Annotated in this window: 13 protein-coding genes; 3 read left to right on the top strand and 10 right to left on the bottom strand. The window is 71.7% G+C overall.

The genetic code is table 11. From position 1 onward, the window contains the following. Positions 1–113 precede the first annotated feature (113 nt). From ACH4RC_RS02345 to ACH4RC_RS02335, 3 genes are all read left to right on the top strand, one after another. A complete protein-coding gene (locus ACH4RC_RS02345; protein WP_398194037.1) occupies positions 114–1,115 on the top strand; it encodes a carboxymuconolactone decarboxylase family protein in 1,002 nt (333 codons plus the stop codon). Next, entirely contained in the window at positions 1,115–2,044 is a 930-nt protein-coding gene (locus ACH4RC_RS02340; RefSeq protein ID WP_398194034.1) for a class I SAM-dependent methyltransferase, read from the top strand. Before ACH4RC_RS02345 ends, ACH4RC_RS02340 begins: the two co-directional genes overlap by 1 nt. 172 nt (positions 2,045–2,216) lie before the next feature. After that, positions 2,217–2,897: a hypothetical protein gene (locus tag ACH4RC_RS02335; protein WP_398194032.1), complete on the top strand. Its 681-nt coding sequence runs from the start codon at positions 2,217–2,219 to the stop codon at positions 2,895–2,897. A gap of 25 nt (positions 2,898–2,922) precedes the next feature. Here ACH4RC_RS02335 and ACH4RC_RS02330 read toward each other — a convergent pair whose 3' ends face one another. The 10 genes from ACH4RC_RS02330 to ACH4RC_RS02285 all read right to left on the bottom strand — a co-directional run bounded on the left by ACH4RC_RS02330 (position 2,923) and on the right by ACH4RC_RS02285 (position 14,543). Beyond that, a complete protein-coding gene (locus ACH4RC_RS02330) occupies positions 2,923–3,651 on the bottom strand; it encodes an aspartate/glutamate racemase family protein (protein WP_398194029.1) in 729 nt (242 codons plus the stop codon). 54 nt (positions 3,652–3,705) lie between these two features. Beyond that, on the bottom strand, positions 3,706–5,196 hold the full coding sequence (locus ACH4RC_RS02325) for an NCS1 family nucleobase:cation symporter-1 (protein ID WP_398194027.1): 1,491 nt from the start codon (positions 5,194–5,196) through the stop codon (positions 3,706–3,708). 201 nt (positions 5,197–5,397) lie between these two features. Further along, complete coding sequence (locus ACH4RC_RS02320; protein WP_398194025.1) at positions 5,398–5,970, bottom strand: dihydrofolate reductase family protein; 573 nt, start codon at positions 5,968–5,970, stop codon at positions 5,398–5,400. Positions 5,971–6,002: 32 nt separating this feature from the next. Further along, on the bottom strand, positions 6,003–7,523 hold the full coding sequence (locus ACH4RC_RS02315; RefSeq protein ID WP_398194023.1) for an NCS1 family nucleobase:cation symporter-1: 1,521 nt from the start codon (positions 7,521–7,523) through the stop codon (positions 6,003–6,005). 43 nt (positions 7,524–7,566) lie between these two features. Continuing rightward, entirely contained in the window at positions 7,567–8,589 is a 1,023-nt protein-coding gene (locus ACH4RC_RS02310) for a TIGR03842 family LLM class F420-dependent oxidoreductase (protein WP_398194021.1), read from the bottom strand. Positions 8,590–8,600: 11 nt separating this feature from the next. After that, on the bottom strand, positions 8,601–10,001 hold the full coding sequence (gene hydA / locus ACH4RC_RS02305) for a dihydropyrimidinase (protein ID WP_398194020.1): 1,401 nt from the start codon (positions 9,999–10,001) through the stop codon (positions 8,601–8,603). Positions 10,002–10,023: 22 nt separating this feature from the next. Further along, entirely contained in the window at positions 10,024–10,866 is an 843-nt protein-coding gene (locus ACH4RC_RS02300; protein WP_398194018.1) for a nitrilase-related carbon-nitrogen hydrolase, read from the bottom strand. Between the two features lie 108 nt (positions 10,867–10,974). Beyond that, entirely contained in the window at positions 10,975–12,534 is a 1,560-nt protein-coding gene (locus ACH4RC_RS02295; protein WP_398194016.1) for a PucR family transcriptional regulator, read from the bottom strand. A 273-nt stretch (positions 12,535–12,807) separates the two neighbouring features. Further along, positions 12,808–14,097, bottom strand: a complete 1,290-nt coding sequence (locus tag ACH4RC_RS02290) for an aspartate aminotransferase family protein (protein ID WP_398194013.1) — start codon at positions 14,095–14,097, stop codon at positions 12,808–12,810. A 194-nt stretch (positions 14,098–14,291) separates the two neighbouring features. Then, on the bottom strand, positions 14,292–14,543 hold the full coding sequence (locus tag ACH4RC_RS02285; protein ID WP_398194010.1) for a helix-turn-helix domain-containing protein: 252 nt from the start codon (positions 14,541–14,543) through the stop codon (positions 14,292–14,294). Positions 14,544–14,592 lie beyond the last annotated feature (49 nt).

Raw genomic sequence — 14,592 nt, 5'->3', positions numbered from 1 at the left:
CGCCTACTCCCACGGGAGTAGGCCGAGTTGGGATCCGACGTACGACGCCCGAGTACGGGGCGCCGGACGAGGCTGACGGCATCGCAGAAGTGACCTCGACCCAAGGAGCTTGCATGTCCGGCCCGTACCGCTACACCGAGCCACCGTCGCCCAAGTCCGCCACCGGCACCGCGGCCGCCGTCTGGGCGCAGACCGCGACCGACTTCGGCATCGCGCGCCCCTCGACCCTGGTCGTCCTCTCCTCGGCACCCGAACTCCTCGCGCCCGCCTGGGCGTTGCTGCGGGAGTCCCTGATCGCGGGCAGCGGTTCGCGCACCGACCGCGAACTCGTCGCGGCCGGGACCTCCCTCGCCAACCGCTGCCCGTTCTGCGTCGACGCGCACGCCGTGCTGCTGCACGCGACCGGCGACCACGCGCTCGGCGAAGCGGTGGCCCGCGACCGCGCCCCGGACGACGCCCGCGCGGCGCGGCTCCTCGCGTGGGGGCGCGCCTCGCGCGTGCCGGGCTCCCCGGACCTTGCGCCGCCGCCGTTCGCCCGCGCCGACCTCGCCTCGCACGTCGGCACCGCGCTGACCTTCCACTTCATCAACCGGATCGTCTCCGCGCTGTGTACCGAGAACCTGCTGCCCGGCAACGCCCAGCGCGTGAAGGCGGTCCGCTCGCTCGCCGGGCGGAGCGTGTCGCGCGTGGTCCGCGCCGACCACGCGCCGGGTGCCTCGCTCGCTCTGCTCGGCTCCCCGGGCCCAGGACCGGCCTGGGCGGCGGGCACCTCCGTCGGGCCCGCCTACGACGCCCTGCGCACCGCCGCCACGGCGGGCGCCGCCCTCCTCGACGACGCCGAACTCGGCCTCGTACAGGAGACCGTGGCGCGCTGGGACGGCTCGCACCCGGCGCCCGCCTGGCCGGACCTGCCCGGCCGCGCCGAGCGGCCTGGGGCCCGTCTCGCGCTGCTCGCCGCGCTGGCGCCGTACCGGATCACCGACGAGGACGTGGCGGCGTGGCGCGTGGAGCCGTTCACCGACCACTGCCTGGTGCATCTGATCGCCTACGGGGCGTTCGCCGCCGTGGACCGGATCGAGTCGGCCCTGCCCGTGCCCCACCTCCTGGAGACCTGATGACCTCGATGATTCCGGCGACCCCGGCCACCCTGACGACCCCGGCGACCCCGGCGACCCCGGCGACCAGCACTGTCGCCAATCTCCGCCAGGAACTCGCCTGGAACGGCCCCCTCGGCGAGCACTGGGCCGCCCACCACCGCCGCTTCGACGCCATGCTCGGCGGCGCCGACGCGGCCCTCTTCGAGGCCGCCGCGATCGCCCCCGGCGACCGTGTCCTGGACATCGGCTGCGGCGCGGGCGCCACCACCCGTACGGCCGCCCTGCTCGCGGCACCGGGGCACGCGGTGGGCGTCGACATCTCGGTGCCGCTCGTCGCACGCGCCCGCGCGCGTACCGACGAGGAGGGGGTGCGCGGGGCGACGTACGAGGTCGGCGACGTGCAGACGCACCCGTTCCCCCCGGGCACCTACGACCTCGCGCTCAGCCGGGGCGGCGTGATGTTCTTCGAGGACCATGTGGCGGCGTTCGCGAACGTGGCGCGCGCCCTGCGCGAGGGCGGCCGGCTCGCCTTCGTCTGTCCGCGCCGGACGGGCCCCGAGACCGAGGAGGGCGCGGTGCTCGCCCGGTTCGCGCGCCGCCTCGCGGAGGGCACCCGGGACGCGGTGCCCGCCGGGCCCGACCCGGACGCGCGTGCGGCGGGCGCCGCGATGGCGTCCCTGTCCGAGCCGTACCGGATCCACGCGGTCCTGCACCGCACGTTCCACCGGATCGCCGTGCAGCCGGTCGATGTCCGCACCCGCTGGGGCGACTCGCCCGCCGACGCCGTCGACTTCCTCCTCTCCCGCACCCCCGGGCGGCGGGTGTCCGCCCGGACGCGCGCCGCCCTGGAGGACACGCTCCGTCCGTACGCGACCGCGAGCGGTGTGCGGATGCGCGCGGGTGTCTGGGTGGTCACGGCCCTGCGCCGGGACGACGCGGGCGCGTGAGCCGATGGGGGGCGCGTGAGGTCCGCGCGGGCTCCGGCGCGCGGTGCCAGTGTGTGATGCCGGTGCGTGATGCCGGTGTGTGATGCGGGGGTGACAGAAGTGGCGGTTTCGCCGCACAGCAACTCATGTGAGACTGACCTCCCCCACCCCCCTGACGTAAGGGACGTACGCCGTGCGTTCTCTCCCGCTGCCGGTCGTGCTGACCGCCCGGCTGCTGCCGGTCGCCCTGCTCGCCTGCGTGGGCTGGGCCTGGTCCACCGGCCCGATGTCCGGCTCCGCCGACACGGAGCACAAGGACGCGGCGCCCCGGCCGTCGGCGTCCGCGTCGCACAGCCCGAGCGAGAGCGTGGCGGCCAAGACGTACGCGAAGCCGCCCACACCCTGCGACGCCGTGCCGGGCAAGACGGTCACGTCGCTCGTGCCGGGCGCGAAGACGGCGGGCAAGGAGCTCGCGGCGACCGACGAAGCGGTGCGCCGCGGCTGCTCCTGGAGCGCGCTCAAGGGGTACGAGTACCACTGGCTGGACGTCTCCTTCGAGGTGAAGGACTCCGACGCGCTCGCGAAGCAGGCGTACGCGTCCGGGGACAAGGGCGACGGCACGCCGCAGGAGATCGGCGACGCCGCCCGCCTGACCTCGGCCCTCACCACCAAGGACAAGCAGAAGACCCGCGAGGCCGTGGTCACGGTCCGCGCCGCCAACGTCATGGTGACCGTCACCTACAACGGCAGCGACTTCGAGTCCAAGGGCGCGCCGTCCGCCGCCACGATCGACAAGGGCGCGCTCCAGGCGGCCCGTGACGCCGTCACCGCCCTCCGGGCGACGGGCGAGAGCACCCCGGCCGCCGCCTCCTGATCTCCCCCGCCCGCCGGTCCGGCCGCTACGCCCCGATGAACGGGGGCCAGTTGCGGATCTTCTTCTCGCGGGGCGGCGCGTACGTCCGCGTCTTCGACGTGGTGAGTCCGAGCCGTACGAGCGACTCGGCGACGGTCACGGCCGCGGCGACCCCGTCGACCACCGGTACGCCGGTGCGCTCCTTGATCCGCTCGGTGAGCTCGGCCATACCGCCGCAGCCCAGGCAGATGACCTCCGCGCGGTCGATCTCGACCGCGCGGGCGGCCTCCTCGACGATGGCCTCGACGGCGGCGTCCGGATCGCGTTCGAGATCGAGCACGGCCACGCCGCTGGCCCGCACGGAGGCGCACCGGTCGGTGAGTCCGGCGAGCTTCAGCCGGTCCTCGATGAGCGGCACGGCCCGGTCCAGGGTGGTGACGACGGAGTAGCGGTGGCCGAGGTACTGGGCGGTGGAGGCGGCGGCCTCGGTGATGTCGACGACCGGTACGTCGAGCAGCTCCTGGAGCCCTTCGCGGCCGTGTTCCCCGTACCCGGCCTGGATGACGGCGTCGAACGGCCCGGGGTAGGCGCGCACCGTCTCCATCACGGCGACGGCGGCGAGGTAGCTCTCGTAGTTGCCCTCGACGGACTCGGCGCCGAACGCCGGGGTCAGCGCCACGATCTCGGTGCCGGGCGCGGCGACGGACCGCGCCTGGGCGGCGATGGCGTCGGTCATCGTCCCGGTGGTGTTGACGTTGCAGACGAGTATGCGCATGGTGGTGCTTTCTGTGCGGATGACGAACCTCAATTCCCTGGCGGCTGTGCGGAGTTACGCGGCGTCGACCGCGAGCGCCTCGCCGTCCACGTCCCGCGCGGTACGGCTGCGGTCGGCGAAGACCACGTAGAGCAGGGCGGCGAGGCCCGCGCCGATGAACCAGGAGAAGCCGGAGACCGGCTCGAAGACGGGCACGAGCGCGACGACGACGGCCACGGCGGCGGCCGGGCCGAAGGCGCCGACGGCGCGCAGGTGGTAGCCGGAGCGGTAGTGGTAGTCGCCGTCGGCGGCGTCGGTGTAGAGGGCGGGGACGTTGACGCGGGCCCTGCGGACCAGCCAGTAGTCGGCCATGACGACGCCGAAGGCGGGGCCGAGGAGGGCGCCGAGGCCGCCGAGGAAGTAGTTGACGACGGTCGGGCTGTTGTAGAGGTTCCACGGCAGGATGACGAGGCCGATGACGGCGCTGACCAGGCCCGCCCTGCGGAAGTCGAGCTTGCGCGGGAAGAGGTTGACCAGCGCGTAGATCGGGGCGACGAAGTTCGCGAGCAGGTTCACCGCGATGGTCAGGGTGATGAAGGCGAGCGAGGCGAGCACCATCAGCGTGGTGCTGGGGATGGTGGCGACGATGTCCTCGGGCCCGGTGACGACGTGCCCGTCGAGCTTGAACTGGCCGCCGGAGAGCACGACCACGATCCCGGCGAAGAAGAGCATGTTGAGCGGGATGCCGGCCAGGTTGCCGACGACGATGGCGCGGCGGCTCTTGGCGGAGCGCGTGAAGTCGCAGAAGTTCAGGACGAACGTGCCGTAGATGACGACCCAGAGAGCGGCGCTCTCGAAGACCTGGCGCCAGGCGTCGAGGCCGGCCGGGGCGTGGCCCGTGGAGACCGCGATCGACAGGTCCGTCCTGGTCAGGATCCAGAGGGCCAGGCCGCACATCGTGATGAGGATGGCGGGCGCGGCGAACGCCATGTACTTGCGGATCAGCTCCATGCCGTAGCTGACGATCACGACCTGGACCGCCCACAGCGCGACGAAGGTGATCCAGCCGAGCGTCGACAGGCCCAGGAACGAGTTGTGGTCGAGCGACGCGGCGCCCGGCGCGAGCTTCTTGATCACCGCGCGGAGCACCGAGGCCGCCAGGTAGGTCTGGATGCCGAACCAGGCGATGGCGACGATGCCGCGCACGGCCGCCGGGAGCTGCGCGCCCTTGGTGCCGAACGAGATCCGGCTCATCACCGGGAACGGGACGCCCGTCTTGTGCCCCATGTACCCGGAGAGCGTGAGCAGTCCGAACAGCAGGGCCGAGGCGATGGCGAAGGCGATGAGGATCTGCCAGACGCTCATCCCGAGGGCGAAGAGCCCCATGGCGAAGGCGTAGTTGCCGAGGCTGTGCACGTCGTTGCCCCACAGCGTGAAGACGTTGTACGCGCCCCAGCGGCGGCCCTCCCTGCGGGTGGGCGCGAGGTCGGGACTGTAGAGGCCGGGGCTGGTCCCGTCCGGCCCGGTGGCTGCGGCTGTGGAGGTCTGTTCGTGCACGGCGACCATGACGCGCTCCTCTGTCTGAATGCGCCCGGTTCGCCCGCACGGAACGGGACGTCGGGGCACACGCCTCCGCGAGAGCGACACCGCGCTCTGACGTCTTTGGTATACCAATACGGCGTGTGAAAGGCATCCGTCAATGGAACGCGTCAGGGGAATCCGACATTCAACTACCGTGACCACAGGGCGTACACGTCAGCGCGCACCTCAGCGCACGACGTCGAAGACGTTCTTCTGCAGCCCGTTCGCGTACGCCTCGTACTCGACGAGCTTCAGCTTCTGCTTGTCCCTGTCGGCCTCGCTGAACAGGCGTTTTCCGGCGCCGAGCAGCACCGGGAAGACGAGCAGGTGGTAGCGGTCGATGAGGCCCGCCGCCGACAGGCTCCGGTTGAGGGACGCACTGCCGTGGATGATGACCGCCCCGCCGTCCGTCCGCTTCAGCGCGGCGACGTCGTCGAGCGAGCGCAGGATCGTGGTCGGGCCCCAGTTGTCCACCAGGGCGTTCTCGCCGAGCGTCGTCGACACGACGTACTTCGGCAGCACCGCGTACTCGGCGAACTCCTCCATCGTGGGCCAGAGCGGGCTGAACGCCTCATAGCTGACCCGGCCGAGCATCATCGCGGCCGCTTCCTTCTGCTCGCGGCCCTTGAGCTCGTACGCCTCGGGCCGGAACTCCAGGTCCTTGTAGGTCCATCCCGCGTTGCGGTAGCCGGACTCGCCGCCCGGGGCCTCCATGACGCCGTCGAGCGAGACGAAGGCGGTACTGATCAACGTGCGCATCTCTGTCCTCCCGAACAATGGGCCGGGGCGTGTCACGCGTGCCGCGTCCCACGATCCCGCCCGGCGCCCATGAGCACCAGATACACGCACAGCGACGCGGCGAGTCCCACGGCCCACCCGTAGTCGGCCAGCGGTTTCAGGAAGGGGATGACGCCGTCCACGGGGAACGGCCCCGCCTTGTTCCCGTCCTCGTCGAGCGTGGAGTACGAGCCGCCGACCGCGAGCAGCCCGCCGACGGTGAAGGCGGCGACAGCCCGCAAGTTCCAGCCGCCGGAGTACCAGTAGCGCCCGCCCGCGTCATACAGGTCGGCGAGATGCAGTACGGTCCGCCGGACGATCCAGTAGTCGGCGATGAGGATGCCGGCGACCGTGCCGAGCAGCCCGCCCACCACACCGAGCCAGGTGAAGATGTACAGCTCGGGCGTCGAGGTCAGCTTCCACGGCATGACAAGGACACCCACGACGCCGGCGATGATCGCACCCGTACGGAAGGTGATCAGCTTCGGGGCGAGGTTCGCGAGGTCGTACGCGGGCGAGACGACATTCGCGGCGATGTTGACCGAGATCGTCGCCACGAACACCGTGACCAGCGCGAACAGGAGCCCGAACACACTGTCCGTCTTGGCGGCCAGCTCGACCGGGTCCCAGATCGCGACGCCGTACACCTTCTCGGAGCCGGCGGTGACGAGGACGGACATCAGCGCGAACAACGTCATGGTGGTAGGCAGCCCAAGCGTCTGCCCGAGCACCTGCGCCCTCTGGCCCTTGCCGAACCGGGTGAAGTCCGGGATGTTCAGCGAGAGCGTCGACCAGAACCCGATCATGCCCATCAGGCCGGGGAAGAAGATCTTCCAGAAGTCCGGGCCCCAGCCGACCTTCGACGGCTCGTGCAGCAGCGGGCCGAAGCCGCCCGCCTTGTTCGCGATCCAGACAAGCAGCACCAGCGCGCCGACGAGCACGAACGGCGCCGCCCAGTTCTCGAACCGGCGCAGCGTGTCCATCCCCCGGTAGATGATGGCGAGTTCGAGCACCCAGAAGACGACGAAGCACAGCCACAGCGTCCACGGGTAGCCGCCGATGTGCGCGGCGTCGGCCCAGCCGCCGAAGATCTTGCCCAGGAGGACGAAGATGCCCTGCCCGCCGATCCACGTCTGGATGCCGAACCAGCAGCAGGCCACCGCCGCGCGCACCATCGCGGGCAGATTGGCCCCGCGTATCCCGAACGAGGCGCGGGCCAGGACCGGGAACGGTATGCCGTACTTCGGCCCGGCGTGCCCCGTGAGCAGCATCGGGAACAGGACGATCACATTGGCCAGGGCGATGGTGAGCACCGCCTGTTTCCAGTCCATGCCGAGCGCGACCAGGCCGGAGGCGAGCGTCCAGGACGGGATGCAGTGGGCCATGCCGATCCACAGAGCCACGAAGTTGTAGGTGGTCCAGCGGCGCTCGGCGAGCGGTACGGGGCGCAGATCGTCATTGCCGTAGCGGCTGTCCGACGGGAAGGCGTCGGCCCCGAGGTCGGCGGCGCGGACGGGCGGGGCGGTGTCGGTCATGGGCAGTCCGTTCAGTCCGTTCAGTCCGTTCCGGGAAAACGGTTCACGCGTCGAGCACCGGGATCACGTCCCGGCCGTACCGGTCGATCACCGTCTCCTTCGCGTCATGCATGGCGTACAGGGCGAACTGGTCGACGCCCAGCTCCCGTAGCGCGCGCAGCTTTTCGAGGTGTGCTTCCGCCGGGCCGATCAGGCAGAAGCGGTCCACGATCTCGTCCGGCACGAACGCCGTGTCCGGGTTGCCCGAGCGGCCGTGGTGCGCGTAGTCGTAGCCCTCGCGCGCCTTGATGTACTCGGTCAGCTCGTCGGGGACCATGCCGGAGTGCGCGCCGTACTTGGAGACCAGGTCGGCGACGTGGTTGCCGACCATGCCGCCGAACCAGCGGCACTGCTCGCGCGCGTGGGCGAGGGCCTGCGGCGAGTCGTCGTCGGTGACGTACGCGGGCGCGGCGACGCAGATCTTGACGTCCGCCGGGTCTCGGCCGGCTGCGACCGCCGCGTCCCGTACCGCCTTGACCATCCACTTCGTCAGGAACGGATCGGCGAGCTGGAGGATGAAGCCGTCGGCCTCCTCGCCGGTCATCCTCAGCGCCTTCGGCCCGTACGCGGCCATCCAGACGGGGAGTCGGGCGCCCTCCCGTACCCAGGGGAAGCGGACGACCGCACCGCCGCCGAGGTCCGCCTCGTCGCCCCGGCCGAGCGCCCGGATGACCTGCATCGCGCCGCTGATCCGGGCGAGGGTGCTCGGGGTGCGGCCCGCGACGCGCAGGGCGGAGTCGCCGCGCCCGATGCCGCAGACGGTGCGGTTGCCGTACATGTCGTTGAGCGTGGCGAAGGTCGAGGCGGTGACCTCCCAGGTGCGGGTGGAAGGGTTGGTCACCATCGGGCCGACGGTCAGGCGCTCGGTCTCGGCGAGGATGCGGCTGTAGATGACGAACGGCTCCTGCCACAGCACGCACGAGTCGAACGTCCACCCGTAACGGAACCCGGCCCCCTCCGCGCGCTTCATCAACTCCACGACCGCCGAAGCCGGCGGGTCGGTCTGCAGGACGAGTCCGAAATCCATGGTGGCCCCTCTCAGTACTGACAGGTGGAGCGCGGGGTGTACGCGCCGTGTCCGGCGCGGCCGGTGAACTCCCGCTCGGTGACGACGAGTTCGCCGCGCGACAGGACCGTCTCGACGCGGCCGGTGAGCCGCTTGCCCTCGTACGCCGAGTAGTCGACGTTCATGTGGTGGGTGGCGGCGCTGATCGTCTGCTCGGCGTGCGGGTCGTAGATCACGATGTCCGCGTCGGCGCCCGGCGCGATGGTGCCCTTCTTCGGGTACAGGCCGAACATCCGGGCCGGTGAGGCGCAGGCGATCTCGATCCAGCGGCGGCGCGAGATGTGCCCGTCGACGACCGCCTGGTGGAGCAGGTCCATACGGTTCTCGACGCCCGGCATCCCGTTGGGGATCTTCGAGAAGTCGCCGCGGCCCAGCTCCTTCTGGCCGGTGAAGCAGAAGGGGCAGTGGTCGGTGGAGACGACCTGGAGGTCGTTGGTGCGCAGGCCGCGCCAGAGCGCGGCCTGGTGCTCCTCGGGCCTGAGCGGGGTCGAGCAGACGTATTTGGCGCCCTCGAAGTCCGGCTCGGCGAGGTTGTCGGTGGACAGGAACAGGTACTGCGGGCAGGTCTCGCCGAAGACCGGCAGGCCGTCGTCGCGGGCGCGCGCCAGCTCGGCGACCGCCTCCTGCGCGGAGACGTGCACGACGTACAGCGGCGCCCCGGCGACCTGTGCCAGCTTGATCGCGCGGTGTGTGGCCTCCGCTTCGAGCAGCGCCTTCCGCACTTCGCCGTGGTGGCGCGGATCGGTCTCGCCGCGCGCGAGGGCCTGCTGCACGAGGACGTCGATCGCGATGCCGTTCTCGGCGTGCATCATGATCAGCCCGCCGTTCTCGGCGGCGCGCTGCATGGCGCGCAGGATCTGCCCGTCGTCGGAGTAGAAGACGCCCGGGTAGGCCATGAACTGCTTGAAGGACGTCACCCCCTCCCCGACGAGCAGGTCCATCTCCCTGAGCGTCTTGTCGTGCACGTCGGAGACGATCATGTGGAAGCCGTAGTCGATCGCGCACTTGCCGTCGGCCTTGGCGTGCCAGGCGTCGAGGCCCTCGCGCAGCGAGTGCCCGACCGACTGGATGGCGAAGTCGACGATGGTCGTCGTGCCGCCCCAGGCCGCCGCCCGGGTGCCCGTCTCGAAGGTGTCGGCGGCGAAGGTGCCGCCGAACGGCATCTCCATGTGGGTGTGGCCGTCGACCCCGCCCGGGATGACGTACTTGTGGCTCGCGTCGAGGACGCGCGCGTCCGTCCAGGACGCGGCGGTGTCGCTGCCGCCGGCCGCCAGGGCCACGACGCGCCCGTCCTCGACGAGGACGTCGGCGTGCATCTCGTCGGCGGCGGTGACGACGAGTCCGCCGCGGACGACGGTACGGACAGCGCTCATGCTCTCCTCCAGGGACGGGCGGTCAGGGACGGGTGAGGGGCTCGTACGCCTGCGGGTTGCGGTCGCGGTAGAACTGCCAGCGGTCGCGGACCTCGCGCAGCTTGGCGATGTCGAGGTCGCGGACGACGAGTTCGGGCGCCTTGTCGTCGGCGACCTCGCCCACGAACTGGCCCTCGGGATCGACGAAGTAGGAAGTGCCGTAGAAGTCGTTGTCCCCGTACTCCTCGACGCCTACGCGGTTGATGGCGCCGACGAAGTACTCGTTGGCGACGGCGGCGGCCGGCTGCTCCAGCTGCCACAGGTAGCGGGACAGGCCCCGGCTGGTGGCGGACGGGTTGAAGACGATCTGCGCGCCTTCGAGGCCGAGCGCGCGCCAGCCCTCCGGGAAGTGCCGGTCGTAGCAGATGTAGACACCGATCCTGCCGACCGCCGTGTCGAAGACGGGCCAGCCGGAGTTCCCGGGCCGGAAGTAGAACTTCTCCCAGAACCCCTGAACCTGGGGGATGTGGGTCTTGCGGTACTTGCCGAGGTAGGAGCCGTCGGCGTCGATCACGGCGGCCGTGTTGTAGAGGACGCCGGGCTGCTCCTCCTCGTACATGGGCAGCACGAGGACGATGCCGTGCTCGCGAGCGAGGTCCTGGAAGCGGCGCACGATCGGTCCGTCCGGGATCGCCTCGGCGTACTCGTAGAACTTCGCGTCCTGGACCTGGCAGAAGTACGGGCCGTAGAACAGCTCCTGGAAGCAGAGGACTTGGGCGCCTTGCGCGGCGGCGTCACGGACGGCCTGCTCGTGCGCCTCGATCATGGACTCTTTCTCGCCGGTCCAGGCGGTCTGGAAGATCGCGGCGCGGATCACGGGGCTCATCGGGACCTCCTGAGGGGGGTACGCGGCGTGCTGTCGACGATAGGAACTCCGGCCGTGGCCGCCGAGTCGCACCGTGTCACGTCGTCGGGCGCGCGGCGTTGCACCGTGTCACGTCCCGCGCTGGGCGTCGTGCGCGAGCAGGGCGATGTGGACGGAGGCGGCCTGCTCGAAGTCGTCGAGCTCCATGCCGAGCAGCGCCTCGATGGTCTCCAGGCGGCGGTACAGGGCGGGGCGGCTCATGTGGTGGAGATGGGCCGTGCGGGACTTGTTGCGGCCGGTGGCGAGGTAGGTGCGCAGGACCGGCAGCAGGGCTTCCGTGTCGTCGGCGCGCAGCAGGCCGTCCAGTTCCCGCTCGGCGAACGACTGCACGCGCGGGTCGTCCCGCAGCAGCCGGACGAGTCCGCGAAGGCGTACGTCACCGAGCCGGACCACGGGCGGCGATCCGGGCGGCGCTCCGGCGACGGCCTCGGCGACGTGCAGCGCCTCGCGCAGCCCGTCGGGCACGTCCTCCCAGCCGGGCCGTGCGGGACCGGCGGCGACGACCGGGCACCCCTCCCCCGTCCCGGCGCGCAGGCGGGACGCGAAGCGGTCGGTGAGCGCGTCGGCGGCCTGGTCGCGGGCGAGGCTGAGGAGGACGGCGGTGGCGCCCTCGGCCACCTCGGCCACGAGCCCGGGGAGGCCCAACAGGCGCAGTACGCGGTCGAGTCGGGCGGGCTCCGCGTCGCGGACGACGAGCGGGACGAAGGTGCGGCGGTTCACCGGGAGGCCGGCCGCCCTGGCCCGGGGCAGGAGCTGGCGGGCCGGGACGACACCGGAGAGCAGGTCGGCGAGGAGACACTGCGCGGACTGCTCCTCCCAGCTCGGTGCGGAGCCGGACAGCATGCGGTGCAGGACCAGCGCCTCGGCGGCGCGGTCGGCGAGGAGCCGCCCGGACGCCGCGTCCCCCCGGTAGCCGCACAGGACGACGGAGCCCCAGCGTTCGCCCCGGCCGCCGAGGCCGGCGCGGAGCCAGCCCTCGCCGTCGGTCTCGCCGGGCCGGCGGGCGATGCGGTCCCAGTCGCGCAGGACGTCGTCGACGGCGGGGCGCTCCCCGGCCGTGGCGAGGACGCGGTGGGCGAGATTGGTGACGACCACGGGGCAGGCGCTGTGCGCGGCGATCTCGTCGAGCAGGCTCTGCAGGGGCGCTCCGGCTGTGATCAGGCCGGTGAGCGCGGTGCGGATCCCTTCGGAGAGGCTGACTGCCGCGAACTTGCGGCGGACGAGCCGGGACTGGACCTCCTCGGTCAACTCCGCGAAAGGGAACGGGCGGTGGAGGACCACCATGGGCAGGCCGTAGCGCTCCGCCTCGCGGCGCATGTCCTCCGGGGGCGCGGGGAAGGCGCGGCCGAGGCCCAGGACGAGGGCCGCGGCCTCCGCCTTGTGCAGGGACCTGATGTACTCGGTCTGGCTGCGGACGTCGCCCGCGAGCAGGACGCCCGTGGTCAGGATCATCTCGCCGCCGGTGAGCATGACGCCGACGTCCGAGGCTTCTGCCACGTGGACCCAGCGGACGGGGCGGTCGAGGTGGGCGGCCGCGGCCACCACCTCCGGTTCTCCGGCTGCGATTCTGTCCAGGGCGAGGATCTGGCGGACGGAGAGGGAGTGGTCGAAGGGGGGTGTGATGGTCACGGGGCGTCCTCTCCTGGACGGAAGCGCGCCATTGGTCGTTCGTCGTCCGCCGACTGCGGGTGCGTTGTGGCTGGTCGCGCAGTTCCCCGCACCCCTGAAGGGGCCCGGTCCGCCGCCTCGTGAGGGGTGAACCGGAGGCTGCCGCGCCGCCGGCCGGAGCGCGCCGTGGGCACACCGCTCGGCGGCCGGCTGCCTGTGTGTCGTGGTTGCCCGCGCGGTTCCCGCGCCCCTGAAGGGGCGCGGCCGGGCTCCGCGCGCGTCGCACGGCCCCCCCTACGCGTGCTCCCGCAGCGCGGCGTCCAGGATCGAGGCGCCCTCCTCCGCCTCCGACACCGTCAGCGACAGCGGGGGCGCGATGCGCAGGACGCTCGTGTCGTGGCCGCCTCCCTTGCCGATCAGGAGGCCGTTCTCGCGGCAGGATTCCAGGACCGCCGTGGCGGCGTGCGGGGCCGCCTCCGCCGTGCCGGGGGCGGCGAGTTCGATGCCGATCATGAGGCCCCGGCCGCGTACCTCCCGTACGCCGGAGGCATGCGCCGCGACGGCGCGGAGGCGCTCGATGAGGAGGCCGCCGACGCGGCGCGCGTTGCCCTGGAGGTCGTGCTCGATGAGGTGGGAGAGGTTGGCGAGGCCCGCGGCCATGGTGACCGGGGAGCCGCCGAAGGTGGAGATGGAGTTGGCGTCGAGGCAGTTCATGACCTCGGCGCGGGCCACGACGCCGCCGATCGACATGCCGTTGCCGATGCCCTTGGCGAAGGTGAGGATGTCCGGCGGCCCTGACTGTGCGTGGGCCTGCCAGCCCCAGAAGTGGTCCCCGGTACGGCCCCAGCCGGTCTGCACCTCGTCGGTGATCCAGAGGATGCCGTGTTCGCGGAGGACCTCGCGGAAGCGGGCGTAGAGGCCGTCGGGGGGCGAGGTGAAGCCGCCCACGCCCTGGACCGGCTCCGCGATGAGCGCCGCCACGTCGCCGCGTGTCTGGCCGAGCATGTCGCGCAGGTCGGCGACGCACGCGTCGGTGAACTCGGCGTCGGACAGGTGGGCGTACGGGCCGCGGCTCCGGACGCCTCCGTGCACGTACAGCGTCTGGAGCGGGGAGAGGCTGGTCGGTGACCAGCCTCGGTTGCCGGTGATGCCGACCGCCGAGAAGGAGCGGCCGTGGTAGCTGTTGCGCATCGCCAGGATCTGGTTCGAGCGGCGGTAGGAGGTGGCGAGCAGCAGCGCCGCGTCGTTGGCCTCGGTACCGGAGGTGGTGAAGAAGACCCGGGCGTCCGGGATGCCGGACAACTGGGCGACCCGCTCGGCGAGTTCGACCATCGCGCGGTTGAGGTAGAGGGTCGAGGAGTGGATGATGCGGGCGGCCTGTTCGCTGACCGCCTTCGTGACCTCGGGCAGCGCGTGCGCCGTCATCGTGGTGAGGATGCCGCCGAAGAAGTCGAGGTACTTGTTGCCGGCCGCGTCCCAGACGTGGCGTCCCTCGCCGTGGGTCAGCTCGATCGGGTTGTCGTAGTACAGCGCCAGCCAGTCCGGCAGGGCGGCGCGGTGGCGGGCGTACAGATCGGGTGTCATGGGCCGCTCCTTTGCCTGCTCCTCTACGCCCGTAGACCAGGGTCGTAGAGGCACGAACGTAAGCCCGTGCGGCAGGCTTGCCAAGACCATCGTCGGCAACCCGCTCGATCGATCTTGATTGACACCCTTGCGGGTGATCTCCGGCCGGAGACCGGACGGGGACCGGACCGCGGCCGGTCAGGAAGCGGGCCGCGTCAGACGGGGACCGGGCCGCAGTGCGCCATCAGCTCGTCCATGGACAGGCCCAGCTCGCGCGCGATGGCGGCGACGGTGAAGAACGCGGGGGTCGGCGCCCGGCCCGTCTCGATCTTGCGCAGCGTCTCCACCGAGACGCCCGCCGCCGCGGCGACCTCGGTCATGCTGCGGCCGAGCCGCGCCTCGCGCAGCAGCCGGCCGAGACGCTCGCCGCGCTCTCGCTCTTGCGGGGTCAAAGGGGTTCGGACCATGGGACCAGGGTACCTGAGGACCTATTCCTATACCGGATAACAATACCGG

Origin of the sequence: Streptomyces sp. NPDC016845, assembly GCF_044332585.1 — a bacterium.
In the GTDB taxonomy this organism is placed as follows: Bacteria; Actinomycetota; Actinomycetes; order Streptomycetales; family Streptomycetaceae; genus Streptomyces.
This window is presented reverse-complemented; position numbering and strand designations above follow the sequence as displayed.